The organism is Microbispora sp. NPDC049125 (assembly GCF_040802045.1).
In the GTDB taxonomy this organism is placed as follows: domain Bacteria; phylum Actinomycetota; class Actinomycetes; order Streptosporangiales; family Streptosporangiaceae; genus Microbispora.
This window is the reverse complement of sequence record NZ_JBEZDW010000001.1, coordinates 505,186-527,177: the sequence shown is the minus strand read 5'-3', so window position 1 is coordinate 527,177 and position 21,992 is coordinate 505,186. Positions and strand designations below refer to the sequence as shown.

21 protein-coding genes are annotated in these 21,992 nt (G+C 73.6%); 14 read left to right on the top strand and 7 right to left on the bottom strand.

The features are described 5' to 3' along the window. The first annotated feature begins 51 nt into the window (after positions 1 to 51). Genes AB0B72_RS02310 through rodA form a run of 5 tightly spaced genes read left to right on the top strand, consistent with a single transcriptional unit; the run spans position 52 to position 5,515 of the window. On the top strand, positions 52 to 1,083 hold the full coding sequence (locus tag AB0B72_RS02310; RefSeq protein WP_367736452.1) for a rod shape-determining protein: 1,032 nt from the start codon (positions 52 to 54) through the stop codon (positions 1,081 to 1,083). Next, a complete protein-coding gene (mreC, locus tag AB0B72_RS02305; protein WP_367736451.1) occupies positions 1,080 to 1,877 on the top strand; it encodes a rod shape-determining protein MreC in 798 nt (265 codons plus the stop codon). The genes AB0B72_RS02310 and mreC overlap by 4 nt, the downstream gene beginning before the upstream one ends. Next, positions 1,874 to 2,401, top strand: coding sequence for a rod shape-determining protein MreD (locus tag AB0B72_RS02300; protein WP_367736450.1), 528 nt, complete (start codon positions 1,874 to 1,876; stop codon positions 2,399 to 2,401). Before mreC ends, AB0B72_RS02300 begins: the two co-directional genes overlap by 4 nt. Continuing rightward, a complete protein-coding gene (gene mrdA / locus AB0B72_RS02295; RefSeq protein WP_367736449.1) occupies positions 2,394 to 4,376 on the top strand; it encodes a penicillin-binding protein 2 in 1,983 nt (660 codons plus the stop codon). The genes AB0B72_RS02300 and mrdA overlap by 8 nt, the downstream gene beginning before the upstream one ends. Then, entirely contained in the window at positions 4,373 to 5,515 is a 1,143-nt protein-coding gene (rodA, locus tag AB0B72_RS02290; protein WP_367736448.1) for a rod shape-determining protein RodA, read from the top strand. Before mrdA ends, rodA begins: the two co-directional genes overlap by 4 nt. A gap of 7 nt (positions 5,516 to 5,522) precedes the next feature. On the opposite strand, the gene AB0B72_RS02285 is transcribed toward rodA, so the two are convergent. Further along, positions 5,523 to 5,978, bottom strand: a complete 456-nt coding sequence (locus tag AB0B72_RS02285; protein ID WP_367736447.1) for an ArsR/SmtB family transcription factor — start codon at positions 5,976 to 5,978, stop codon at positions 5,523 to 5,525. Between the two features lie 96 nt (positions 5,979 to 6,074). Here AB0B72_RS02285 and AB0B72_RS02280 point away from each other — a divergent pair, with 96 nt between their 5' ends. The 5 genes from AB0B72_RS02280 to AB0B72_RS02260 all read left to right on the top strand — a co-directional run bounded on the left by AB0B72_RS02280 (position 6,075) and on the right by AB0B72_RS02260 (position 11,059). Then, positions 6,075 to 7,229, top strand: coding sequence for a GDSL-type esterase/lipase family protein (locus tag AB0B72_RS02280; RefSeq protein WP_367736446.1), 1,155 nt, complete (start codon positions 6,075 to 6,077; stop codon positions 7,227 to 7,229). 4 nt (positions 7,230 to 7,233) lie between these two features. Further along, positions 7,234 to 8,280, top strand: coding sequence for a DUF2293 domain-containing protein (locus tag AB0B72_RS02275; RefSeq protein WP_367736445.1), 1,047 nt, complete (start codon positions 7,234 to 7,236; stop codon positions 8,278 to 8,280). Positions 8,281 to 8,374: 94 nt separating this feature from the next. Next, positions 8,375 to 9,274, top strand: a complete 900-nt coding sequence (locus AB0B72_RS02270) for an alpha/beta fold hydrolase (protein ID WP_367736444.1) — start codon at positions 8,375 to 8,377, stop codon at positions 9,272 to 9,274. 115 nt (positions 9,275 to 9,389) lie between these two features. Then, positions 9,390 to 9,917: an RNA polymerase sigma factor gene (locus AB0B72_RS02265; protein WP_367736443.1), complete on the top strand. Its 528-nt coding sequence runs from the start codon at positions 9,390 to 9,392 to the stop codon at positions 9,915 to 9,917. Beyond that, positions 9,914 to 11,059, top strand: a complete 1,146-nt coding sequence (locus AB0B72_RS02260; RefSeq protein WP_367736442.1) for a CU044_5270 family protein — start codon at positions 9,914 to 9,916, stop codon at positions 11,057 to 11,059. Before AB0B72_RS02265 ends, AB0B72_RS02260 begins: the two co-directional genes overlap by 4 nt. A gap of 28 nt (positions 11,060 to 11,087) precedes the next feature. Here the strand turns inward: AB0B72_RS02260 and AB0B72_RS02255 are convergent, their stop codons facing one another. Together AB0B72_RS02255 and AB0B72_RS02250 are read right to left on the bottom strand one after the other, a co-directional pair. Then, positions 11,088 to 11,990: a serine/threonine-protein kinase gene (locus AB0B72_RS02255; RefSeq protein WP_367736441.1), complete on the bottom strand. Its 903-nt coding sequence runs from the start codon at positions 11,988 to 11,990 to the stop codon at positions 11,088 to 11,090. A gap of 38 nt (positions 11,991 to 12,028) precedes the next feature. Beyond that, complete coding sequence (locus AB0B72_RS02250) at positions 12,029 to 13,960, bottom strand: N-6 DNA methylase (RefSeq protein ID WP_367736440.1); 1,932 nt, start codon at positions 13,958 to 13,960, stop codon at positions 12,029 to 12,031. 58 nt (positions 13,961 to 14,018) lie between these two features. Between AB0B72_RS02250 and AB0B72_RS02245 the strand changes: the two genes are divergently transcribed. Then, on the top strand, positions 14,019 to 14,747 hold the full coding sequence (locus tag AB0B72_RS02245; protein ID WP_367736439.1) for a PP2C family serine/threonine-protein phosphatase: 729 nt from the start codon (positions 14,019 to 14,021) through the stop codon (positions 14,745 to 14,747). 6 nt (positions 14,748 to 14,753) lie between these two features. On the opposite strand, the gene AB0B72_RS02240 is transcribed toward AB0B72_RS02245, so the two are convergent. Both AB0B72_RS02240 and AB0B72_RS02235 read right to left on the bottom strand, forming a co-directional pair. Beyond that, positions 14,754 to 15,494, bottom strand: a complete 741-nt coding sequence (locus AB0B72_RS02240) for an SDR family NAD(P)-dependent oxidoreductase (protein ID WP_367736438.1) — start codon at positions 15,492 to 15,494, stop codon at positions 14,754 to 14,756. A gap of 73 nt (positions 15,495 to 15,567) precedes the next feature. Then, entirely contained in the window at positions 15,568 to 16,137 is a 570-nt protein-coding gene (locus tag AB0B72_RS02235; RefSeq protein WP_367736437.1) for a CGNR zinc finger domain-containing protein, read from the bottom strand. A 148-nt stretch (positions 16,138 to 16,285) separates the two neighbouring features. Here AB0B72_RS02235 and AB0B72_RS02230 point away from each other — a divergent pair, with 148 nt between their 5' ends. From AB0B72_RS02230 to AB0B72_RS02220, 3 genes are all read left to right on the top strand, one after another. After that, positions 16,286 to 17,707: an MFS transporter gene (locus AB0B72_RS02230; RefSeq protein WP_367736436.1), complete on the top strand. Its 1,422-nt coding sequence runs from the start codon at positions 16,286 to 16,288 to the stop codon at positions 17,705 to 17,707. Positions 17,708 to 17,917: 210 nt separating this feature from the next. Continuing rightward, on the top strand, positions 17,918 to 19,009 hold the full coding sequence (locus AB0B72_RS02225) for an acetate/propionate family kinase (RefSeq protein ID WP_367736435.1): 1,092 nt from the start codon (positions 17,918 to 17,920) through the stop codon (positions 19,007 to 19,009). Positions 19,010 to 19,020: 11 nt separating this feature from the next. Further along, positions 19,021 to 19,818 carry a PhzF family phenazine biosynthesis protein gene (locus tag AB0B72_RS02220; RefSeq protein ID WP_367736434.1) on the top strand — a complete coding sequence of 266 codons (798 nt, stop codon included), beginning with the start codon at positions 19,021 to 19,023 and terminating at the stop codon, positions 19,816 to 19,818. Here the strand turns inward: AB0B72_RS02220 and AB0B72_RS02215 are convergent. Together AB0B72_RS02215 and AB0B72_RS02210 are read right to left on the bottom strand one after the other, a co-directional pair. Continuing rightward, the gene (locus AB0B72_RS02215) at positions 19,809 to 21,008 is read right to left on the bottom strand and encodes a glycosyltransferase family 4 protein (RefSeq protein ID WP_367736433.1); all 1,200 of its coding nucleotides are present in this window, start codon (positions 21,006 to 21,008) and stop codon (positions 19,809 to 19,811) included. The two genes, AB0B72_RS02220 and AB0B72_RS02215, sit on opposite strands and share 10 nt — an antisense overlap. After that, positions 21,005 to 21,901: a sulfotransferase gene (locus AB0B72_RS02210; RefSeq protein WP_367736432.1), complete on the bottom strand. Its 897-nt coding sequence runs from the start codon at positions 21,899 to 21,901 to the stop codon at positions 21,005 to 21,007. The genes AB0B72_RS02215 and AB0B72_RS02210 overlap by 4 nt, the downstream gene beginning before the upstream one ends. Positions 21,902 to 21,992 lie beyond the last annotated feature (91 nt).

Below are 21,992 nucleotides of genomic sequence, written 5' to 3'. Positions count from 1 at the left end.
GCCCCGGGCAGCGGCCACGCGGTGCTCCCCCTGTCTGAAAGCTGGTCGGTGATGCGTTTCCCGTGGGGATGGCTGGGCCGGGACCTCGCGGTGGATCTCGGCACGGCCAACACGCTCGTGTACGTCCGCAGGAAGGGCGTCGTCGTCGACGAGCCGTCGGTGGTCGCGATCAACCTGCACACCGACAGGATCGTCGCGGTCGGGACGGCCGCCAAGGAGATGATCGGGCGGACCCCGCCCCACATCGTCACGCTCCGCCCGCTCAAGGACGGCGTGATCGCCGACCTGGACGCCGCCGAGCGCATGCTGCGGCACTTCATCCAGCTCGCGCACCGCAGCCGCTATCTCGCCAAGCCCCGCGTCGTCGTCGCCGTGCCCAGCGGCACCACGAGCGTGGAGCAGCGCGCGGTCCGCGAGGCGGCGTACGAGGCGGGCGCCCGCCGGGTGCACATCATCGAGGAGCCGATGGCCGCCGCGATCGGCGCGGGCCTCAACGTGGGCGACACGACGGGCAACATGGTCGTCGACGTCGGCGGAGGCACCACGGAGGTGGCGATCGTCTCCCTGGGCGGGGTGGTCGTGTCCAAGTCCGTCCGGGTGGGCGGCGACGAACTGGACGAGGCGATCGTCAACTACGTCAAGAAGGAGCACTCCCTGCTGCTCGGCGAGCGTACGGCCGAGCACATCAAGATCACGATGGGGACCGTGCGCCCCGGCGACGGCGACGCGTCCACCCCGATAAGGGGACGTGACCTGGTGACGGGCCTGCCCAAGACCGCGACCATCACCAAGGCCGAGGTCAGGGAGGCGATCGAGGACCAGGTCCAGACGATCGTCGACGCCGTGCAGACCACGCTCGACCAGTGCCCGGCCGAGCTCGCCGGCGACCTGCTCGACAACGGCATCGTGCTGACCGGAGGCGGCGCCCTGCTCGACGGGCTCGCCGACCGGCTCGGCGAGGCGATCGGCATGCCGATCCACCTGGTCGACCGCCCGCTCCACTCGGTCGTCCTCGGCGCGGGCCGGTGCGTGGAGGACTTCGAGGCGATGCAGGATGTGTTCCTCCCGGAAAACCGCCGATGAGGCAGGCAGGCCGCCGGGTCCCCGCGCTGCTCGTGCTGGCCTCCGCCCTGCTGATCGGGGCGGACCGGTGGACCCATCTGCCCCCGCTGCGCGCCTTCGGATCCGTGGTGTACGGCCCGCTGGAGATCTCGGCGTCCTCGGCCACCCGGTTGGCCGGGGACGGGCCGCGGATGGAGTCGCGGGTGGAGGACCTCGAACGGGAGAACGCCCGGCTGCGGGCCGCCCTGCTCGCCGCGCGGCGTTCCGCCGGGCCGGTGCCCGGCACGGACTCCTACCAGGTGGTCGCCGCCCACGTCGTCGGCTTCGGCCGGGATCACACGGTCACCCTCGACGTGGGCACGGGCGGCGGGGTGGCCGCCGACATGACCGTGTTCGACGGCGACGGGCTCGTCGGCCGGGTCGTCCGGGCCGGGCCGGCGACCGCCACCGTGCGGCTCGCCACGGCGCCGTCGGCGTCGATCGGCGCCCGCCTGGAGGGTTCCAGGGAGGTCGGCCTGGTGACGGGCGTGCCCGAGCGCGGCCTGCTGCGGCTGAGCCTGCTCAACTCCACCGCGGCGGTCCACGTCGGCGACCGCGTCGTCACTTTGGGCTCGGAGAACATGCGGCCGTACGTGCCCGACGTGCCCATCGGCGGCGTCGTCGAGGTGGAGCGGACGCCGGGGGCGCTGACCACGACCGCGCTCGTGCGCCCCTACGCCCGCTTCACCGCCCTCGACCTCGTCACGGTCGTGCTGGGCGGGCCAGGCCCCGTCCCGGACGGCTCGGCCCCCTTGCCCGGAGGCGGGGGCGGGTGAGGACCGCCCTCCTGGCGGTGCTCCTCGTCGTCGTCCTCCCGGTGATCCAGGTGGCGGTGGTGAACCGCATGGGCCTGCCCGGAGGCGGCCCCGACCTCGTGCTGGCCGGGCTCGTCGCGCTCGCGCCGCTGCTGCGGCCCACGGCGGGCGCGGTGCTGGGGTTCGCCGCCGGGCTGGCGGCCGACGTCATCCCGCCCGCCGACCACTCCATCGGCCGCCTCGCCCTGGTGCTGTGCCTGGCCGGCTGGTGGTGCGCGCGCGTTCCCGCCGACGCGACGGCTGGATCACGCGCGGGGGCCGCCGCGCTGGGAGCACTCGGCGCGACGCTGCTCGACGGGGTGCTCGCCGGGGTCCTGGCTGACGACTCCTGGGCGTCGGTCCTCGGCCGGATGCCCGGCGCGCTCGCGTGGACCGTGCCCCTCGCCGCCGTCGCGGCCTCGCTGGTCCCCCGCCGGCGCCGGCCGTTCGGGCGGGTGCCGCCCGGGGCGGCCCGCTCGCCGTACGCCCGGGGCCGCCATGCGTAGGAGCCCGCACCGGGGACGGCTGGCTCTCATCTCCGTGGTCGTGACCTCGCTCATGCTCACCCTCCTCGGCCGCCTGTGGTTCCTGCAGGTCACCACCGGCCCGGCGTACGCGGCGGCCGCCACGCAGACCCGGGTGCGCGTGGTGGCCCTTCCGGCCGTCCGGGGGCAGATCCTCGACGCCGGCGGCGAACCGCTGGTGGCCAACCAGACCCGCCCGCAGGTGTCCGTCGACTACATGGCCCTCCTCCACCAGCCGGACGGCGGCCGGGCCGTCCTCGCCCGGCTGGCCGAGGCCCTGGGCAGACCGTACGACGAGGTGGCGAACAGGGCGCGGCTGTGCGGCCAGGACGTGCCGCGCCCGTGCTGGCCCGGCTCGCCGTACCAGCCGATCACCGTCGCCGACGACGTGAGCGTCCGGACGGCGCTGTCCATCGCGGAGCGGCAGGAGGAGTTCCCCGGCGTCAGCACCGCGCTGCGGCCCGTCAGGACCTATCCGCTCGGCACGGCCGCCGCCCACCTGCTCGGCTACCTCCAGCCGCCGTCGCCCGCCGACCAGCCGGAGACCCCGGAGAGTGCCGGACGGGAGCTGGTGGGGCGCGACGGCCTGGAGGCGGAGTACGACCGGGAGCTGTCCGGCAGCGCCGGAGTCCGCGAGGTGGCCGTGGACAGCACCGGCAAGGTCACCGGCGTGGTCCGCGAGCGCGACGCCCAGCCCGGGGACACGTTGGTGACCAGCGTCGACGGCCGGATCCAGCAGGTGGCCGAGCGCGCGCTCGCGCGGGCCGTCGCCAAGGCGCGCAAGCGGGGTGAGCCCGCCGACGCGGGGGCCGTCGTCGTCCTCGATCCCCGGACGGGGCGGGTCGTGGCGCTCGCCGACCAGCCCACCTACGACCCGAGCGTGTGGACCGGCGGCATCTCGCAGAGCGACTACGAGACGCTGCCGCTGGTCTCGTCGGCCGCCCTGGGGCAGTGGGCGCCGGGCTCCACCTGGAAGGTCGTCTCGACGGCCGCCGCGGCGAAGGCGGGCTACCGGCTGAAGGCGTCCTACGACTGCCCCGGCTCGTACAAGGTGAGCGGCCGCTCGTTCCGCAACTTCGACGGGATCGCGCTCGGCCGGATGGACATGCACCGGGCCCTCGTCGTCTCCTGCGACACGATCTTCTACCGGTTCGCGGAACAACTGTGGCGGCGCGACGGCGGGCTGAAGCCGGTCAAACGGCCGAAGGACCCGATGCAGGCCATGGCCGGCCGGTTCGGCTTCGGGACGTCCACCGGGATCGACCTGCCCAACGAGTCGCCCGGCCGGGTGCCGGACCGCACGTGGAAGCGGGCCACGTGGGAGCGGACGAAGGCGGACAGCTGCCGCCGGGCCAAGACCGGGTATCCGGAGCTGGCCGACCGCCGCAGGGCGGCGTACCTGAAGGCGCTGGCCGCGGGGAACTGCCGCGACGGCGGCGTGTGGTGGGCCGGCGACGCCGCCAACTTCGCCATCGGGCAGGGCGACGTCCTGGTGACGCCGCTCCAGCTCGCCCGGGGTTACGCCGCGATCGCCAACGGCGGCACCGTGTTCAGCCCCCGCGTCGGCAAGGCCGTCGTGCGGCCCGACGGCACCGAGGTCCGAACGATCACCCCGCCCGTGGTGGGCCACGTCGGCGTGCCCGGCAAGACGCTGCGCTTCATCCGCGACGCCCTCGCCGACGTCCCCAGGAAGGGCACCGCGGCCGCCGCCTTCGAGGGCTTCCCGTTCAAGAGGCTCGCCGTGGCGGGCAAGACCGGCACGGCCGAGGCGTACGGCAGGCAGGACACCTCGTGGTTCGCCTCCTTCGCCCCCGCGAAGCACCCCAAGTACGTCGTGGTCGTCGTCGTGTCGCAGGGCGGGACCGGCGCGAGCACGGCGGCGCCGGCGGCGCGGGAGATCTGGGAGGGCATCTACCACCTGCCCCACCGCAAGGCCCCGCCGGGCGGTGGGCGTTGACGGCGTTCCGCCCGCTTTCAGTGCGGCTGTCCGGCCGGCGGAGGGCCTCGGTCGCGTTCCCCGACTGGGCGCTGGTGCTCCCGTCGGCCGCCCTGTGCGCGGTCGGCCTGCTGCTGCTGTGGTCGGCCACCCGCAACGAGCCGGGCTCGGCCCTGCTGCTGCGGCAGGCGCTCAGCGTCTGCCTGGGGTTCGCGCTCATGTGGATGATCTCCCGGTTCGACCTGCGCATCCTGCGGGCGTACGTGCCGGTGCCGTACCTCGCCGGGCTCGCCGGGCTGCTCGCCGTGCTCACTCCGCTGGGCCGTACGGTCAACGGGTCCCACGCGTGGATCGTGCTCGGCTCGGGGCTGCAGTTCCAGCCGTCGGAGTTCGCGAAGGTGGGGACGGTGCTCGCGCTGGCCGTGGCCCTCGGCGAACTGCGGGACGGCGACCGGCGGCCCGGGCCGGGAGCCGTGCTGCTCGCCCTGGGGCTCGCGGCCGTCCCCATCGGCCTGATCATGCTCCAGCCCGACTTCGGCACGACGCTCGTCTTCGGCGCCGTCGCGGTCGGGATGATCGTGGCGTCGGGCGCGCCGCACCGATGGCTCGCCGGGCTCGCGGCGGTCGCCGGCCTGGGGGTGGCCCTGGTGTGGCGGCTCGGGCTCATCCGCCCCTACCAGCTTCAGCGGCTGATGGTGCTGGCCGACCCCGACGCCGACCCGCTCGGGGTGGGCTACAACGCCACGCAGGCGCGGATCGCGATCGGCTCGGGCGGCGTGCTGGGCAAGGGCCTGTTCCACGGCGAGCAGACGGCCGGGCACTTCGTGCCCGAGCAGCACACCGACTTCATCTTCACCGTCGCCGGTGAGGAGCTGGGCTTCATCGGGGCCGCGTGCGTCGTGCTGCTGATGCTCGCGCTGCTCTACCGCGGCCTGTGGATCGCGGCGCGCAGCACCTCGCCGTTCGGGACGGTGCTGGCCGGCGGCGTGGTCTGCTGGCTGGCGTTCCAGACGTTCGTCAACATCGGCATGACGATCGGACTGCTGCCGATCACCGGGCTGCCGCTGCCGTTCGTCTCCTACGGCGGCTCGGCCACCATCTCCACCCTGGCCGCCGTCGGCCTGCTGGCCGCGGTCCGCCGTACGGCGTCGGCCGTCTGAGACCTGCCTATGCGTGCGGGGTCTCGGCGGCGAGCCTCCACCCGGCTCCCGGGCACCCTCCCGGAAGCGGCGGCATCCGGTGCCCTTCGACGTCGGCGGACCACCGGTGCCCGCATCCGGCATCGCACTCGTAGGTCAGCGCCGAGGGTGAGTCGAGGATGGCCTTCAGCAGGCCGGGGAAGCAGGCGTCCAGATCCGCAAGCCGCAGGCTGAGGATGCGCTGGGGGCCGTGGATGCGTTCACGGACGATGCCCGCCTCCCGCAGGACCCGCTGATGGTGGGAGAACGTCGTGCGGCCGATCTGTAGTCGCGCGAGGCGTTGCAGCTCGGTGCCCGGCGACTCCCCGACTTCGGCGAGGGCGCGCACGATGGTGAGCCGGACCGGGTCGGCGAGAGCGGCCAGCACCCTGGGCAGCCGCAGGTCCGCGGTGGCGGGATGCCTGTCGTCCCTCACTTCGTCCACGGGCGAATACTAACTCGCCATTGCCTTATGTCGACCATCATCGTACAGTTCGATGGTCATCGACCTCGTTGATTCTCGTCGACAAAGGGGACCCCCATGACCGATGTCTGGACCACCGCCTATCTCGCCGCGCTGGCAGATGTCGACGCGGGCTTCGCGTTCGTGCCGCAACCCCGCGACCTGTCCGGGTGTACGGTGCGGCAGGCAGTGCGCCTCCGGCGCGGCGGCACGGCGATCAGGCTCGTCTTGAGCAACGAGTACGGCCGCACGCCCTTGGTGATCGACGGCGTCACCGCCGGCGGGGGCACAAGCGTCGTCCCCGTCCTGCGGGACGGCCACGGCCGGTGGGAGATCCCGCCCGGCCAGACCGCGACCAGCGACCCCGTGAGCCTTACCACGACGGCCGGTGACGAGCTGGTCATCAGTTGCTACGTCGCGGGCCGCGCCCCCGAGGCCACCTACCTTCACTCGGCTCAGCGAACCGGTGAGGACGCGCCCGGCGACCAGCTCGGGCGGGCCCAGCTGACCGGCGCCACCCCGTTCCCCTCGCTCCACTGGATCACCAGGGTGCTCGTCGACACCCCGGCGAGCGGCCCGGTCATCGTCGCACTCGGCGACTCGATCACTCGTGGCGACTGCACCACCGCCGACCTGGACCAGCGCTACCCCGACCACCTGCAGCGGAGGCTGCACGCGGCCGGAGCCGGCGACGCGGTGGTGCTGAACGCCGGAATCGGAGGCAACCGCCTGACGCGGCCGGGTTACGGGCCGTCCATGACCAGCCGGTTCGCCCGCGACGTCCTGGCCGTCACCGAGGCCACCCATGTGATCATCATGGGCGGGGTCAACGACATCGGCATGGCGGCCGCGGCCGGACAGCGCCCACCGGCCGCCGAGGACATCCTCCAGGACCTGCTGGCTCTGGCGTCACGCGCTCACCGGCATGGGATCGTGCCGATTCTGGGCACGATCACCCCGTTCGGCGGCTGCGTCTACGAGGGTTTCCAGGCCGACGGCACAGAGGAGGTCCGCCAGGCCGTCAACCACGCCCTCAGGACGCAGCGGGACTGGCTGTTCGCGGACTTCGCGGCGAAGGTCGGCGCCGCCGGCGATCCCACCAGGATGGACCCGGCCTTCGACTCCGGCGACGGCCTCCACCCCGGAGACGCGGGCGCCCAGGCCCTGGCCGAGGCGATCGACCCGGCGATGTTCACCGTTGGCCCACCGCCCCGGCAGGCTAGGGCACTGTAGAGGGATGCGCAGCAAGCTTGGGGGCCGCGTCGCGCAGGCGGCGAGGATCGCCCTCACCACCCGCAAGCATGTGACCGCGATCGACGTGCTCACCGGCCTTCGGTGGCTGCACGAACGGCACGTGGACACCTGGCGGCAGGGCCGCGCCGACAACCTCGAACGGCTCGCGGCGGTGGACCGGGCGAGGATGGCCGAGGCCGTCGCCCACCTCAGGGAGTGGGCCCTGGCCGGCGGCCTGGTGCCGAGCGAGACGGCGTACACGTCGGCCGGCAGGGACCGGCGGCCGCTCCGCTTCACCGCGGACGGGGACGAGGAGCTGGAGCGCCAGTTCCGCGTCCACTGGATGTCGCCGGACCTGAGCGAGGGACGGCGGCGGCAGATCGAGGAGCGGCAGAACCGGCCGCCCGACCTCGTGGTCGTGTCTCCCCTGGACGCGTGGGCCTGCGCGGCGTGCGAGGGCACCGGGCCGTACCTGATCATGGAGGACGACCGGCCCCACTGTCTGTCGTGCGCCGACATGGACCACCTGGCGCTCCTGCCTGCGGGCAACGCGGCCCTGAGCCGCCGGGCCAAGAAGGAGAGCGTCCTTTCCGCCGTGGTGGTCCGGTTCAACCGGCGGCGCAAGCGGTACGAGCGGCGCGGCGTGCTCGTGGAGGAGGACGCCCTGGCCCGCGCCGAGGAGCAGTGCCTCGCCGACGAGGACGCCCGGCTGCGCCGCCGCGAGCGCGACCGGGAGCGGCGAGCCGGTGAGGACGCCGAGTTCGAGACCGCGATGGCCGCCGAGATCCTGCGCCTGTTCCCCCGCTGCCCGGCGGAGCGCGCCGGCGCCATCGCCGGGCACGCCGCCTCGCGAGGCAGCGGCCGGGTGGGCCGTACGGCGGCCGCCCGCGCGCTGGACGAGCACGCGATCACGCTCGCCGTGGTGGCGAGCGTGCGCCACCTGGACACCGACTACGACCGCCTGCTCATGTCCGGCGTCCCCCGCATGACCGCACGCGAGCGGATCCGCCCCCGGGTCGACGAGGTCCTCGCCGTCTGGCGCGACGCCTGACGGCTCCGCGGCGGAGTTCCGCCGGCGCCGCCGAGCCGGAACCTTCACCGGCCCGTGTCTTCGCGCCCGCACCGAGATCACGTACGGTCTGAGCATGCCCATGAGCGCGCCTGCCGCGGTGGAACGCCCGACGGAGGTCGCGGATCTGTCCCGTGGGACGGTCGAGTACCGGTTGGAGCGGCGGGGCCCTCAGACCGTGCTGATGATGCACGGCGGGCACATGCGCGCCTCCCTGCCCCTCGGGGAGGAGGTGTTCGCCGACGCCGGCTACACGGTTCTGGCGCCGTCGCGTCCCGGCTACGGCCGCACGCCCCTCACCACCGGCACCTCACCGGAGGGGTTCGCCGAGGTCGTCGCCGAGCTGTGCGATCGGCTCGGCATCGGCTCACTGGCCGCGGTGGTGGGCCAGTCAGCGGGCGGGCGGAGCGCGGTGACGCTCGCCGCCCGCTGCCCGGCGCTGGTGCGGCGGCTCATTCTGCAGAGCGCGGTCGGGCCGCTCGTCTGGCCCGACCTGCGGACGCGGCTGGGCGGCGGAGTCGTGTTCAGCCCGCGCGGCGAGCGCCTGACCTGGGCGCTGATACACCTCCTGATGCGCCGCGCTCCCGCCGCGGGATTGCGGCTGCTGCTGCGCGACCTGAGCGTCCAGCCGATCGGCCCGGTCCTGGCCGCGATGGCCGAACCCCATCGGGCCCTGGTCACGGCGTTGTTCGAACGGATGCGCTCGGGCAGCGGCTTCAGCAACGACCTGCGCGGCTTCACCGACACCACCGCCTACCGCCGGGCGGCGGCCGACGTCACCCAGCCCGCTCTGGTGATCGCGAGCCCCGACGACGCGAGCGTCCCGTTCAGTCATGCCCAGGCACTGGCCGACGCGCTCCCCGACGTCCGCCTGATCGCCGGCCGGGCCCCCAGTCACTTCATCTGGTTCGGCGACGACTACCCGGCCCTCAGCGCCGCCATCACCGGCTTCCTGGGGGAGGATCCGGCCGCTTAGCCACGTCCACGACCACTGTTCGACTGAGGGGTTTGGAGTCGTTTGTAACACTTGGGGGTCTCGGACCACTTCCTCGTGTCGGAATCAAACACCCGGGACGAAGGGGGGGCCGGCGGTGACGGACGATTCTCAGCGGTTCACCACCATGTACGACGAGTGCCGGCAGCGAGTGTGGGCCTACGTGGTCAGCCAGGCGGGCCGGCAGGTGGCGGACGAGGTGGTGAGCGAGACGTTCGCCATCGCCTGGCGGCGGTTCGACGACGTGCCCGACCCGGCGCTGCCGTGGCTGCTCGGCGTCGCCCGCAACGTGCTGCGCGACAACATCCGCGCCGAGATCAGGCGCGAGTCGCTCGCCGGCGAGCTGCGGACCTGGACCGAGGACGACCACGCCGAGCAGGTGAGCGAACGGCTGGCCGTGCTCAAGGCGATGGCCTCGCTCACCCAGGACGAGCGCGAGCTGCTGATCCTGGTCGCGTGGCAGGGGCTGGCCCCGCGTGACGCGGCCCGTGTCATCGGATGCTCGCCGACCGCCTTCCGCGTGCGGCTGCACCGCGCCCGCAAGCGGCTGGTGGAGGCGATGAAGGCGGCGCCTGAAGTCCGATCCCCGTCCCGGGTGCGCAATCTCAGTCAGGAGTGGTCATGAACCCGATGGATCAGCTGCGAGCGGCGCGCCCGGCTCACCTCGACACCCCGGTGGACGAGCGCGTCCGCGCCGCCGAGCTCTCCCACGCCATGTCGCAGGCCCGGCCGGTGCGCCGCCGGAGGATCCCGGCGCGGGCATGGGGTGTGGGCCTGGCCGGCGCGGCGGCGGCCACCGCCGTCACCGTCGCCGTCACCGCGACCGGCGGCGCGGCCCCGGCGCCCGGGGCCCCCACCGCCGCGGCCCCCTCCGCCCCCTCCGCTTCCGGCGGCACGCAGGTCGTGCGGCTGTCCGCCAAGCAGGTCCTCCTGGTCGCGGCGGAGTCGTCGCTGAAGGCCAAGGCGGGCAGCGGGGCGTACTGGTACGTCGAGAGCAGGAGCGGCAACGCCCAGCAGGTGGGCACCAAGGTGCGCTACACGGTGAACAGCCTGGACCGCAGCGAGATGTGGATCTCCCGCCTCCCGGAGACCGACAGCTGGTGGATCTCGCAGAACCTGGGCACAGGGCCCGCCCCCGGCTCCGAGGCCGCCTGGAAGCAGGACGGCTCGCCGACCAGGTGGACGGTGCCGGCGGGGAAGAAGGGGTACAGCGGCAAACTGATGATCGAGGCCAAGGCCGGCAAGCCGTTCGGCAACCCGATCAACGTGGGTGACAAGGTCTTCGACCTGGCCGGGCGGAACGTGTCTGTGGCCGAGTTGCAGGCGCTGCCCACGACCCCGGCGGCGCTGAAGACGCGCCTGCTCCAGGGGTACGCCGGTCACGGCACGGAGTCCGGCGAGAAGATGGACGCGGACTCCTGGCTCTACCAGGTGACCTCGGGGCTGCTGAGCGACATGCCCGTCAAGCCCGCCGTCCGGGCCGCGGCCTACCAGGTGCTCGCGGGGCTGGACGGGGTGCGGTCGCTGGGAGAGGTGACCGACGCCCTCGGCCGCACCGGTCAGGGCATCGGCAGGGCGGAGCACTGGTCCAACGGCCAGTACGAGCGCCAGCTCATCGTCGACCCGCGGACCGGCGTCCTGCTGACCGACCAGATCGTGGCCGTCCACGCCGGCGGCCAGTGGGCCGGGGCGAAGCCCGGCACCGTCGTCAACTGGAAGTCGATCACCAAGGCCGAGTGGACGGACCGCGAGCCCGTCACGCCGTAGGACGTCCCGCGCCGCGGGACGGGTCTCCTCAGCGGACGCGGCCGACCATCCGGGCGTACATGCGGCCCGGGTTGGGGACGGACGGCGGGTTGAGGAAGCCGGGGAGCATGGGCAGGTCGACGGCGAACGGCTGCAACCGGTCGTAGAGCTCGCAGGCGTCGGCCGGGCGGCTGCCGGGGTCCTTCTCCAGCAGGTCGGCGACGAGCCGGTCCAGCTCGGCCGGGACCCCGGGCACCCGCGGCGGGCGCTCCTTGACCTGCTTGTCGAACACGGCGTACTCGGTCGGCCCGGTGAACAGCTGCCGGCCGGTCAGCATCTCGTGCAGGACGCAGCCCAGGGCGTACAGGTCGCTCTTGGGGTCGGCCGAGCCGCGCTGGATCTGCTCGGGCGACATGTACGCGGGTGTCCCGAGGATCTGCCCGATCCGGGTGAACTGCGCCGTCCGCCCTGCCACGTCGGCCTCGCGCAGCATGGCGAGGCCGAAGTCCAGGACCTTGACGCTGCCGTCGGGGCAGAGCATCAGGTTGGTCGGCTTGAGGTCGCGGTGGCAGATGGACAGCGCGTGCGCGGCCGTCAGCACGGCGCACGCCTGGGCGGTGATCGCGGCGGCCCACGGCACCGGCAGCGGGCCGTGCTCGCTCAGCAGGTCGGCCACGGTGACGCCCTCGATGAACTGCATGACCTGGAACAGGCGCTGCTCGTAGGTGCCGAAGTCGTACAGGACCGGGGCGCCGGGGTGCTCCAGCCTGGCCAGGATCCGGGCCTCCCTGATGAAGCGGCGCTCCAGCTCCTCGTCGGGCCCGTCAGGGAACCGGAGGAACTTCACAGCCACCTTGCGGTCGAGATGCCGGTCGTGCCCGCCGTACACGGCGCCCATGCCGCCCTGGCCCAGGGGGAGGTCGTCCAGCACATACCGGTCACCGATGACCATGCACCCTCCCGTCGACCTTTCGGGGAAAAGTTACACCTTCAATGACGAGGGCGAAGACGGCCGTCGATCAGCCCCTCCATACCCAGCCGGGCGAGCGCCTCCCCCGCGGCGGCCGCCTCCCGCAGGCCGTCCTCCAGCGCGAGGAGCCCCCGGAAGGCCGCGCCGTACGCCCGCTGCACGTCCAGCGGCGGCCGGGGGACGCGGGCGCGCCGGACGTCGATCCGGCTGGAGCCCAGGTGGGCCCGGCCCCCGCCGGACGCGAAGCGGAGGAAGCCCGCGAGGAACTCGGGGTCGATCCTTTCCGGATCGACCCGGAAGAGACTGAGATGCGGGCCGAGCACCGCGCCCCCGTCGGCGGCCACCCGGGCCGTGAGAGGCGACGCGACGACGTCTCCCGCGCGGATCGTGACCAGCTCGGGTGACGGGGACACGAGGCCGGAGGGAGGCCCTCCGGCCGCGAGATCGTCGGCCGTGAGGACCGGCAGCAGGTGGCCGTCGCCTTCGGGCAGGGCCCGCAGCGTCGAATGCCGCACGGTCACCAGGCCGGTCCTGGCCAGCTCGGCGACGGTGGGCACGGGAGAGTCCCAGACCGCCTCGCCGTCCGGAAGCACCTCCAGGTCGGGCGGGGCCTGCGTGAGGGCGGCCGACGCCGCCCGGAAGCGTTCCAGCGCGTCGGGGAGGCCGCGCGCGTCGCTGCGGGGCGGCAGGTGACGGGCCGGGGCCAGGTCCACCTCGTCGTCGAGGACGTCGATGATCCGGACCGTACGGCCGCCGGGCGGCGGCTCGGCGTCGCCGAGGTAGGCCCGCCAGGCGGGCTCGACGACGGCCAGGCCGTCCCCGGGCTCCCCCGCGTCGGAGGCGTCCACGAGGAGGATCGCCGCGGGCTGCCGCTCCCCCGCCTCCGGACGGCGCAGCAGCCACAGGTCGGGACCGCCCACTCCCAGCGTGACCACGGCCCGCAGGGCGCCCGCGCGCAGCAGGTTGGCGCGGATCCGCCGGCCCGGCCTGCGGCTCGCGGCGGCGGCCGGCATGAGGACGGCGGCCAGGCCGCCCGGCCGCACGTGCGCGAGGCAGTGCTGCACCCACGCCAGCTCCGGCTCGCCCCTGGGCGGCATGCCGTACTGCCAGCGCGGGTCGCCGATCAGCTCCTCGTGCCCCCACGCGCGCTCGTTGAACGGCGGGTCGCACACGACGGCGTCGGCCTGCGCACCGGAGAAGCCGTCGTGGCGGAGCGCGTCCCCCGTCAGGATCCGCGCCTGTTCACCCCGCAGCAGAAGCCGTAGCGCCGCCAGCACGGCGACGGTCTCGTTGGCGTCCTGGCCGAGCAGCCGCGCGCCGGGGGCGCCGAGGAGGAGGGTGCCCATGCCGCAGGCCGGGTCGAGCACCGACTCCGCGCCGGCGCAGGCGAGCCGCGCCATCAGGGCGGCCACGTCGGGCCGGGTCAGCGGCAGCCGCCGGCTGTGCACCTCGACGTAGCGCTCGCAGAGGAACTCGAAGGTCGCCGCCGCGCCACGCCGGGCCGCCATGTCGGCGACCAGCCGAAGCAGCTCGGCGTCCACCGGGCCGGCGTCGTGCTGGGCAGGCGGGAGGTCCCCGGTCGCGGCGGCGACCGCCTGCGGGAGCCGTACGGGCAGGTCGGCCGCGCGGGACAGACGCCGCCAGCCGGCCGGGTCGCGGCGGAGGTAGAGCAGGAAGGCTCCGACCTGGGCGAGCACCTCCCCGAGCCGCAGATCGTCGGCCGACCCCCGCAGCCGCTGCCAGACCCGGTCGCCGGGCGACACCTCGAACGACTTGCCGTTACGGCGCAGCCACTCCTCGACCTCGGGCAGCGAGAAGAGCGGGCTCGACGCCGTGCCCCCTACCGGCTGGGGGAAGTCCTCGTACCGGCGGCGCCAGTTGCTGACCGCCGCCCTGCCGACGTCGGCCAGCCGGGCGATGTCGCCCGCGTTCACTGTGGCGTCGTGGCTCATGGACATCACAGTAGCACCGCGCTTGTGAAGTCACTCAACCAATGGTTTACTCAAAACCATGACGCACAACCGCATTCGGTACGCCGCTGGGTCGGACGTGGGGCGCTCCCGCCCCAAGAACGAGGATTCGGTGCACGCGGGCGAGCGCCTGCTCGCGATCGCCGACGGGATGGGCGGCCATGGCCATGGTGAGGTCGCGAGCGCGGCCGCCATGAGCGCGCTGGTGGCCCTGGAGGAGGGCCCCCGCCCGGCGGACCCGGTCGCCGCGCTCGACGAGGCCGTGCGCGACGCCGCCCGGCGGCTGGGCGACATGGCCGCCCGCGACCCCGCCCTGGAGCGGATGGGCACCACGGTGACCGCGATGTTGTGGGACGGCGAGGGCCGGTTCGCGGTGGCGCACATCGGCGACTCCCGAGCGTACATGTTGCGGGACGGCGCTCTTTACCAGATCACCCGGGATCACACGCTGGTGCAGTCGCTGGTGGACGACGGCCGGATGACCCCCGACCAGGCGGCGCGCCACCAGAACCGGTCGCTGCTGCTGCGGGCACTGGAGACCAGCGGCCTCGCGGACCCCGACCTGTCGCTGCGCGAGGCCCTCCCGGGCGACCGCTACATGCTCTGCTCGGACGGCCTGACCGCGGTGCTCGAACCGGTGACGCTGCACCACGTGCTCAGCACGGTGCCCGAGCCGGAGGACGCGGTCCGCCGCCTCATCGACCTCGCCAACGAGGGCGGCGGACCCGACAACATCAGCTGTGTGGTCGCCGACGTCGAGGCCGCCTGACCGGTCTCAGACGGCGAATCCGCCGTCTACGTCGATCACCGCCCCGGTGATGTACCGCCCGCCGTCGCCCGCCAGGTGGGCGACGGTGGCGGCGATCTCGTCCGGCGCCGCGTAGCGGCCCAGCGCCGTGAACCCGCTGATCATCTCCGCGTTCGGGCCGCCGGCCGGGTTCGCGTCGGTGTCGGTCGGGCCGGGGTTGACCACGTTCGCGGTGATGCCGCGCGGCCCCAGTTCCCGGGCGAGGCCCTTCGTCATGCCGACGAGCGCCGTCTTGCTCAGCGCGTACAGCGTGAAGCCGGGGAACACCGTGCGCCGGGCCATGTTGCTGCCGACGCTGATGATCCGGCCGCCGTCCGTCATGTGCCGCGCCGCCGCCCGGGAGGCCACGTACGGCCCCCGGACGTTGACCGCCAGGGTCCGTTCGAGCACGTCCGTCCCGAGGTCCTCGATCGGGCCCACGAGGAACACGGCCGCGTTGTTGACCAGGATGTCGAGCCGTCCGAACGTGGCCGCCGCCTGGTCGACCGCCTCCGTGACCGCGTCAGGGTCGCCGCTGTCCGCCTGGACGGCCAGGCTCCGCCGGCCGGTGGCCTCGATCTTTCCGGCCACCTCGGCGGCCCGCTCCGCGTCGCGCTCATAGGTGAACGCCACGTCCGCCCCGTCTGCCGCGAGCCGCAGCGCCACGGCCGCCCCGATGCCCCTGCTGCCCCCGGTGACCAGGGCCGTCTTTCCTTCGATTCCGTTCATGGGTACGAGCATGGCGGCAGCGGGGCCGGAGGAACCGGCGATGATCGGACCACGCGTTCCGTGCTCCGGGAGGTCAGCTCCGGCGGGCCCGGAAGGCCGCGGTCTTGACCCGGTTCTGGCAGGCGGTCGAGCAGAACCTGCGGGTGCCGTTGCGCGAGGTGTCCACGTAGACGCGGTCGCAGTGCGGCGCCGTGCACACGCCCAGCCGGTCGTGCAGCTCGCCGCCGAGCACCACGGCCAGGCCGGTCGCGCAGCCGGCCGCGTAGTTGCCGGCCAGGGTGCCGCCCGCGCCGTGGAAGTGCAGATGCCACGGCTCGCCGTCGTGCCGGTCCAGGTGGGGCCGGGCGTCGGTCTCCGCGAGGAGGCGGTTGACGCGCGACGCCGCGCCGTCGGCGTCGGCTCCGGCCACCGCCTCGAAGACGCCGCGAAGGTCCTGCGCCACTCCGGCGAGCGCGTCGGCGTCCGCCGTGCTCACCCTGGGAGGCTTGCGGCTGCCGGCCGCCAGCGCCTCGGCCACGGCCGCGGTCCGGTCGCCGCCCGCCGGCGGCTCGTACGGCCGGCCGCGCGCCTCGCCCGCCGTCAGCGCGTTGACCAGCGCCACCGCCATCGCCACCACCGCGTCTGTGTGGCTGTTGAAGTTCACCTGACAGTTACATCCTCGCCGTCTAGGTCGTGACCGACTAAAGCATATAAGCCAGTTACACCGCGATAAACCGTACACACATGTACGGGTTTATCGTGCATACTAAGCCGTACATACGTGTACGGATTAGGTTGATCGGAGAAGTGCGATGTCTCATCCCGTTCCCGCCGAGGACCACCACGCGGCGGCATCCGCCCCACCGGATCCGCGCCGATGGACGGCGTTGGCCCTGCTCTGCGTCGCCCAGTTCATGCTGGTCCTCGACGTCACAGTGATCAACGTCGCCCTGCCCGCCATCGGCCGCGGCCTGCACCTCGACCGGGAGACGCTGACCTGGGCGGTCACCGCATACACGCTGTGCTTCGGCGGCCTGATGCTGCTGGGGGGCCGCCTCACGGACGCCTTCGGAGCCCGGCGCGTCCTGGTCTCGGGGCTGGCCGTCTTCGTCGCCGCCTCCTTGGTCACCGGCTCGGCCGCCGGGCCCGCCGTCCTCATCGGCGGCCGGCTGGCCCAGGGGGTAGGGGCCGCCCTGCTGTCCCCGGCGGCCCTGGCCACCATCACACGCACCTTCCACGGGCCCGAGCGCAACAGGGCGCTCGGAGTGTGGGCCGCGCTCGGCGGCGTGGGGTTCGCGGCCGGCGCGCTGCTCGGCGGCGTCCTCACCGCGGGCCCCGGCTGGCGATGGGTGTTCTTCGTCAACGTCCCCGTCGGCCTGGCCGTGCTGGCCTGGCTGCCCCGGGTCCTGTCCGCCGGCGGGACACACAGTCCACGGCGGATCGACGTGCCGGGCGCGGCGCTCGTCACCGGGGGAACCGCGGCGTTGATCTACGGCGTGGTCGGAGCGGGCGACGCCGGCTGGGGCTCGGCCGCCACGCTGATCCCCCTGGCGGCCTCCCTCGTCCTGTACGCGCTGTTCGCGCTGGTGGAGGGGGCGGCCAAGGTGCCGCTGATGGACGTGCGCGTCCTGGCCCGGCGGCCCGTCGCGACCGGCGCGTTCCTGATGTCGATCGGCACGGGGCTGCTGCTCGGCTCCCTCTTCCTCGGCTCGATCTACCTGCAGCAGATGCGGGGGCTGTCGGCGCTGGTCACCGGGGTGCTGTTCCTGCCGGTCGCCCTCGCCACGGCCGCCGGCGGTCATCTCGCCGGAGCGCTGATCGGCCGGATCGGAGTCCGCTCCACCGCCGTGGCCGGGCTCCTCGTGGCGGCGGCCGGCGCCGTCATGCTCACCCAGCTCCACGACACCGCCGGAGTCGTCGCCAGCATGGTCGTCGGCGCGGCCGGCATCGTGCCGGTGTTCGTCGCGGCCACCACCACCGCCCTGGGCTTCGTCCCCGACCACGAGGCGGGGCTCGCCTCCGGGATCGTCAACACCTTCCATGAGGTGGGCGGCGCCGTCGGGATCGCGACCGTCTCCACCATCGCGGCGGCCGGCGTGGAGCACGGCTCGGCGCCGGCCTTCACCGCCGCCTACACCGCCGGGGCGATCGCGGCCGCCGTGGCAGCGGTCGTCGCCCTCGTACTGGTCCCAGGCGGCCAGGCCCGGATGCCCGAGGGACTCCACGTCCACTGATGGGCCTGGGCTTCCGGTATGGGTGATCCGGCCTCGCGGGCAGGCGCATTCGGCATTGGGGGCCGACGTCGTGTGCGCCGTCGTGGCACGCGCCCATGTTCCGCGACGACTGGGCGCGCCGCGTCACGAGAGGCCTCGAAAGGCTCCAGGACGCCCGAGGCACGGCGAGTCGCGGCGTTTGGGGGCGGAGTCCCCGGGGACACGGCACCCATGACACCTGTCGTCCTCACGGTCAACGCCGGATCGTCGAGCCTGCAACTCCACCTGATCAGGGACGGCCGCGTGCTGCGCAAGGAGCACAGCGAGCAGAGCCCCGAGGCCGACGCGGCCGAGCGGACGCTCTCCGGCTTCCTGTCCGGCCCGGGCGGGGACGAGGTCGCCGTCGTCGGCCACCGGCTCGTCCACGGCGGCGACGCCGTCCTGTCGCCCACCGTCGTGGACGACGGCGTGCTCAAGGCGGTGCGGGAGTACGCCGACCTCGCGCCCCTGCACGTGCCGCCCGCGCTCGCCCTGGTCGAGGCGGCCCGGCGCACGCTGCCGTCCGTGCCGCACGTGCTCTGCCCCGACACCGCGTTCCACACCGGCCTCCCACGGGCCGCCGCGACCTACCCGCTGCCCGCCGAGTGGCGCCGCCGGTACGGGCTGCGCAGGTACGGCTTCCACGGCCTCTCCTACGCCTGGGCCACCCGGCGGGCCGCCGAGCTTCTCGGGCGGCCGGTCGAGGAGACGCACATGGTGCTGACCCATCTCGGCGGCGGCTCCTCGGTCTGCGCCGTACGGTCGGGCAGGAGCGTGGACACCTCGATGGGGTTCACCCCGCTGGAGGGGGTGCCGATGAGCAAGCGGTCGGGCAGCGTGGACCCCGGCATGCTGCTGTGGCTGCTGTCCGGCTCGCGCCTGTCGCTCGACGAGCTGCGCGACGGGCTGGAGCACCGGTCGGGGCTGCTCGGGCTGTCCGGCGGGCTGTCGGGCGACACCAGGGATCTGGTCGCCTCCAAGGAGGAGGAGGCCGAGCTGGCCCTCGACGTGTTCGCGCACAGGGTGAGCCGGGAGATCGCGGCGGCGACCGCGAGTCTGGACCGGCTGGACGCGCTGGTGTTCAGCGGGGAGATCGGATGGGACCAGCCGGAGGTCCGCGACGCGGTGTGCCGCAGGCTTTCGCCGCTCGGCGTCGTGCCGCCGGAGCGCGCCGACGTCGACCGCGACGGGATCGTCAGCCCGCCCGGGGCGGGCGTGCCGGTCCTCGTGGTCAGGCCACGTGAGGAGCTTCAGCTCGCCCGCGAGGCCCTCACCCAGCTATAGAATCCGCACACATGCGCATATTCACCGTTGACTCCTTCACCGATCGGCCCTTCCGGGGCAATCCCGCGGGGGTGTGCCTGCTGGAGGCGCCCGCCTCGGACGAGTGGATGCAGTCGGTCGCCGCGGAGATGCGGCACGCGGAGACGGCGTTCCTGCTGGCCGGCGAGGAGAACGGGCCGCAGTCGCTGCGGTGGTTCACCCCGGCCGTCGAGGTCGACCTGTGCGGGCACGCCACCCTGGCCACCGCGCACGTCCTCTACTCGCTCGGCGCCTCCGGCAGGATCGAGTTCGCCACGAGGAGCGGGATCCTCGCCACCGTGGACGGGGCTGACGGCCTCATCGGCATGGACTTCCCGGCGAACCCGCCGGAGGCGGCCGAGGCTCCCACCGGCCTGGCGGCCGCGCTGGGCGTGGAGCCCGTGTGGGTCGGGCGCAGCCGGTTCGACCTTCTGGTCGAGGTGAAGTCGGCCGGCGTCGTGCGCTCCGCCACCCCCGACATCGACCGGCTGACGGACGTCGAGGCTCGGGGGGTCATCATCACCGCCGCCGCCGACGAAACCCCTGACGGGACCGGCCCCGACTACGTGTCCCGCTTCTTCGCCCCCCGCGTCGGCGTGCCCGAGGACCCGGTGACCGGCTCCGCCCACTGCGTGCTCGCGCCGTACTGGTCGGGCAAGCTCGGGCGGGACGCCCTCGTCGGCGAGCAGTTGTCCGCGCGTGGCGGGATCGTGCGGACCACGCTGCACGGCGACCGCGTCCAGCTCGCCGGCCGGGCGGTCACCGTCTGGTCAGGAGAGCTTCACGTCTGACCGGCCTCGCCGGGTCCTGTGGTGGGCCCGGCGGCGGGTCCCCCGCCCTGGCCGAGAAGCTCGGCGAACAGTGACTCCCATCGCGGCATCACGTTCTCCGGGGCGTACTCCCGGGCCGTCACCGCCGCCGCGGCCCCCATCCGCAGGCGGAGGTTCCGGTCGTCGATGAGCCGGATCAGGGCCTCTGCCAGCGCGTCCACGTCGCCAGGGGGGACGAGCAGCCCGTCGACCTCGTTCGTCAGCACGTCGCCCGGCCCGGTCGGGCAGTCGAAGGCGGCGACCGGAAGCGCGTGGCACATCGCCTCGATCATGACCATGGGCAGCCCCTCGAAGCGGGAGCTCAGCGCGTAGATCGAGGCGTCGGCCAGCTCCTCCTGCAGGCGCTCGCTGCGGCCCATCAACCGGACGCGGTCGCCCAGGTGGTGCTCCTTGATGAGCGCGCGCAGCAGTTCCTTCTTGGGGCCGGTGCCGAAGATGCGCAGCCGCCAGTCCGGATGCTTGTCCACCACCCGCGCGAAGGCGGGGATGAGCAGGTCGAAGCCCTTCTGGCCCACCAGGCGCCCGGCCGCCACCACCACCTTGCTCTGCTGGCGGGACGGCCTGCGGCCCCCGGCGTGCACGGCGTTGGGGATGCGGACGATGGGGGTGCCGGGGAGCAGCCGCTGGTACTCGGCCCGGTCGGTGCCGGTGAGCACGGCGATCGCGTCGAACGACGGGTAGTGGCGCGCGATCTCCTCCCGGATCGAGTCGGGGTAGGCGGACAGGTTCATGTGCTCCTGAGCCACCCGCACGACCGACGAGGGCGTCCGGCGGGCCGAGATGAGGTTCAGCGCGGGACGGGTGGTGACCAGGACGCCGCCGTCGAGGGCGGAGACGTAGCCGATGACCGCCCGCTCCACCCGCTCGGTGAAGTAGGCGGCGGCGAACTCGCCGCGCGGGACCATCCTGCCCCGCAGCCGGCGCCACACCCGCCGCCCGACCGAGTCGGCCCGGACGCCGCTTCGCTGGTCGACCAGGGTGGTCAGGCGCACCGCCGGGGCGACGCGGAACTGGGTGCGCTCCCGGCGGCGGACCACGCTGACGATCTCCACGTCGTGCCCGCGCGCCGCCATCGCGTTCGCCTGGTTCACGATGGTGCGGATGGTGCCGCCCATCCCGTAGGCGTGCAGAAGCATGTATCGGATCTTCATCGGCCCTCGTTCGCCCGCCCGGGCAGGTAGCCCCAGCGCTTGCACATCGGCTTGAGCAGGTCGGGTATGTCGTCGGATTCCGGCAGGTCGCGGCCGGGCTGGACCTCGCCTGAGCGGATCTTGTCCTTCCAGTCGCCGAGCCCCTTCTCCACCACGCCCGGCCCGCCGTACTCCAGCATCCCCGGCTCCCACTCGACGCCGAGGAACTCGCAGATCGCGCGAGTCACGGTCGCCGGGTCGCCGGTGAGGTCCTCATAGCGGACGGTCAGGCCGGGCAGCGCCTTCCTGGCCCGTTGCACGGCCTTCATGTAGCGCAGCGCGTCGGCCGCCGCCTCCTCCCTGGACCGTTTCTCCTGGCCGGCCTCGTACCAGGACTCGGCGATGGATGCGGGGTGGCGGAGGAGGAAGATGTAGCGGGCGTCCGGCCAGCAGGCGGCGATCCGCTGGTGGGCGAAGGCGTTGGCGGGCGTCTTGTCCACGATGATCTGCTTGCCGCTGCGCACCAGCTCCCGGTGGAGCACCCGATCCCACAGCAGATGCTCCAGGTCGGCCTGGTTGTGGCCGAGCGCCGCCATCGCCTTCTCGGCGAGCGTCGTGCCGAAGCCGACCGTCAGACGGCGTACGTGCAGCTCGTGCGGCGCGTGGATCCGGGAGTGAGCGTTCAGGATGGCCCGCAGCAGCGTGGAGCCCGACCTCACCGGGGACATGACGAAGACCGGGGCCACCAGCAGCCGGTCGGCCGCCGGATCGGCGGGCGGCCGCACAAGATCCTCACCTGCGGGCGCGAGACCGTCCGCAGGCGAGGAGGCGGCAGAGGAGGAGCCCTCCGCCCGCGTCACTTGGATGCCCGCGTACTTGACGAGGGCACCGTTGAGCTTGCGCTGCCAGGTCATGCCCCGGCACGCTACCCGCCTATCCAGGGAATTCCCTGAGTCTTCATCTCGCGTCCACATCGTGGGGTGGTCGTCTTGGGCAGCCGTCTTG

Bases quoted from the DNA above. Each gene is read 5' to 3' on its own strand.
- AB0B72_RS02270 (WP_367736444.1), top strand. From the start codon at position 8,375: ATGCCCATGAGCGCGCCTGCCGCGGTGGAACGCCCGACGGAGGTCGCG.
- AB0B72_RS02230 (WP_367736436.1), top strand. From the start codon at position 16,286: ATGTCTCATCCCGTTCCCGCCGAGGACCACCACGCGGCGGCATCCGCC.
- AB0B72_RS02240 (WP_367736438.1), bottom strand. From the start codon at position 15,494: ATGAACGGAATCGAAGGAAAGACGGCCCTGGTCACCGGGGGCAGCAGG.
- AB0B72_RS02275 (WP_367736445.1), top strand. From the start codon at position 7,234: ATGCGCAGCAAGCTTGGGGGCCGCGTCGCGCAGGCGGCGAGGATCGCC.
- AB0B72_RS02210 (WP_367736432.1), bottom strand. From the start codon at position 21,901: ATGACCTGGCAGCGCAAGCTCAACGGTGCCCTCGTCAAGTACGCGGGC.
- AB0B72_RS02255 (WP_367736441.1), bottom strand. From the start codon at position 11,990: ATGGTCATCGGTGACCGGTATGTGCTGGACGACCTCCCCCTGGGCCAG.
- AB0B72_RS02245 (WP_367736439.1), top strand. From the start codon at position 14,019: ATGACGCACAACCGCATTCGGTACGCCGCTGGGTCGGACGTGGGGCGC.
- mrdA (WP_367736449.1), top strand. From the start codon at position 2,394: ATGCGTAGGAGCCCGCACCGGGGACGGCTGGCTCTCATCTCCGTGGTC.
- AB0B72_RS02220 (WP_367736434.1), top strand. From the start codon at position 19,021: ATGCGCATATTCACCGTTGACTCCTTCACCGATCGGCCCTTCCGGGGC.
- mreC (WP_367736451.1), top strand. From the start codon at position 1,080: ATGAGGCAGGCAGGCCGCCGGGTCCCCGCGCTGCTCGTGCTGGCCTCC.
- AB0B72_RS02250 (WP_367736440.1), bottom strand. From the start codon at position 13,960: ATGAGCCACGACGCCACAGTGAACGCGGGCGACATCGCCCGGCTGGCC.
- AB0B72_RS02310 (WP_367736452.1), top strand. From the start codon at position 52: ATGCGTTTCCCGTGGGGATGGCTGGGCCGGGACCTCGCGGTGGATCTC.
- AB0B72_RS02260 (WP_367736442.1), top strand. From the start codon at position 9,914: ATGAACCCGATGGATCAGCTGCGAGCGGCGCGCCCGGCTCACCTCGAC.
- AB0B72_RS02280 (WP_367736446.1), top strand. From the start codon at position 6,075: ATGACCGATGTCTGGACCACCGCCTATCTCGCCGCGCTGGCAGATGTC.
- AB0B72_RS02215 (WP_367736433.1), bottom strand. From the start codon at position 21,008: ATGAAGATCCGATACATGCTTCTGCACGCCTACGGGATGGGCGGCACC.
- AB0B72_RS02225 (WP_367736435.1), top strand. From the start codon at position 17,918: ATGACACCTGTCGTCCTCACGGTCAACGCCGGATCGTCGAGCCTGCAA.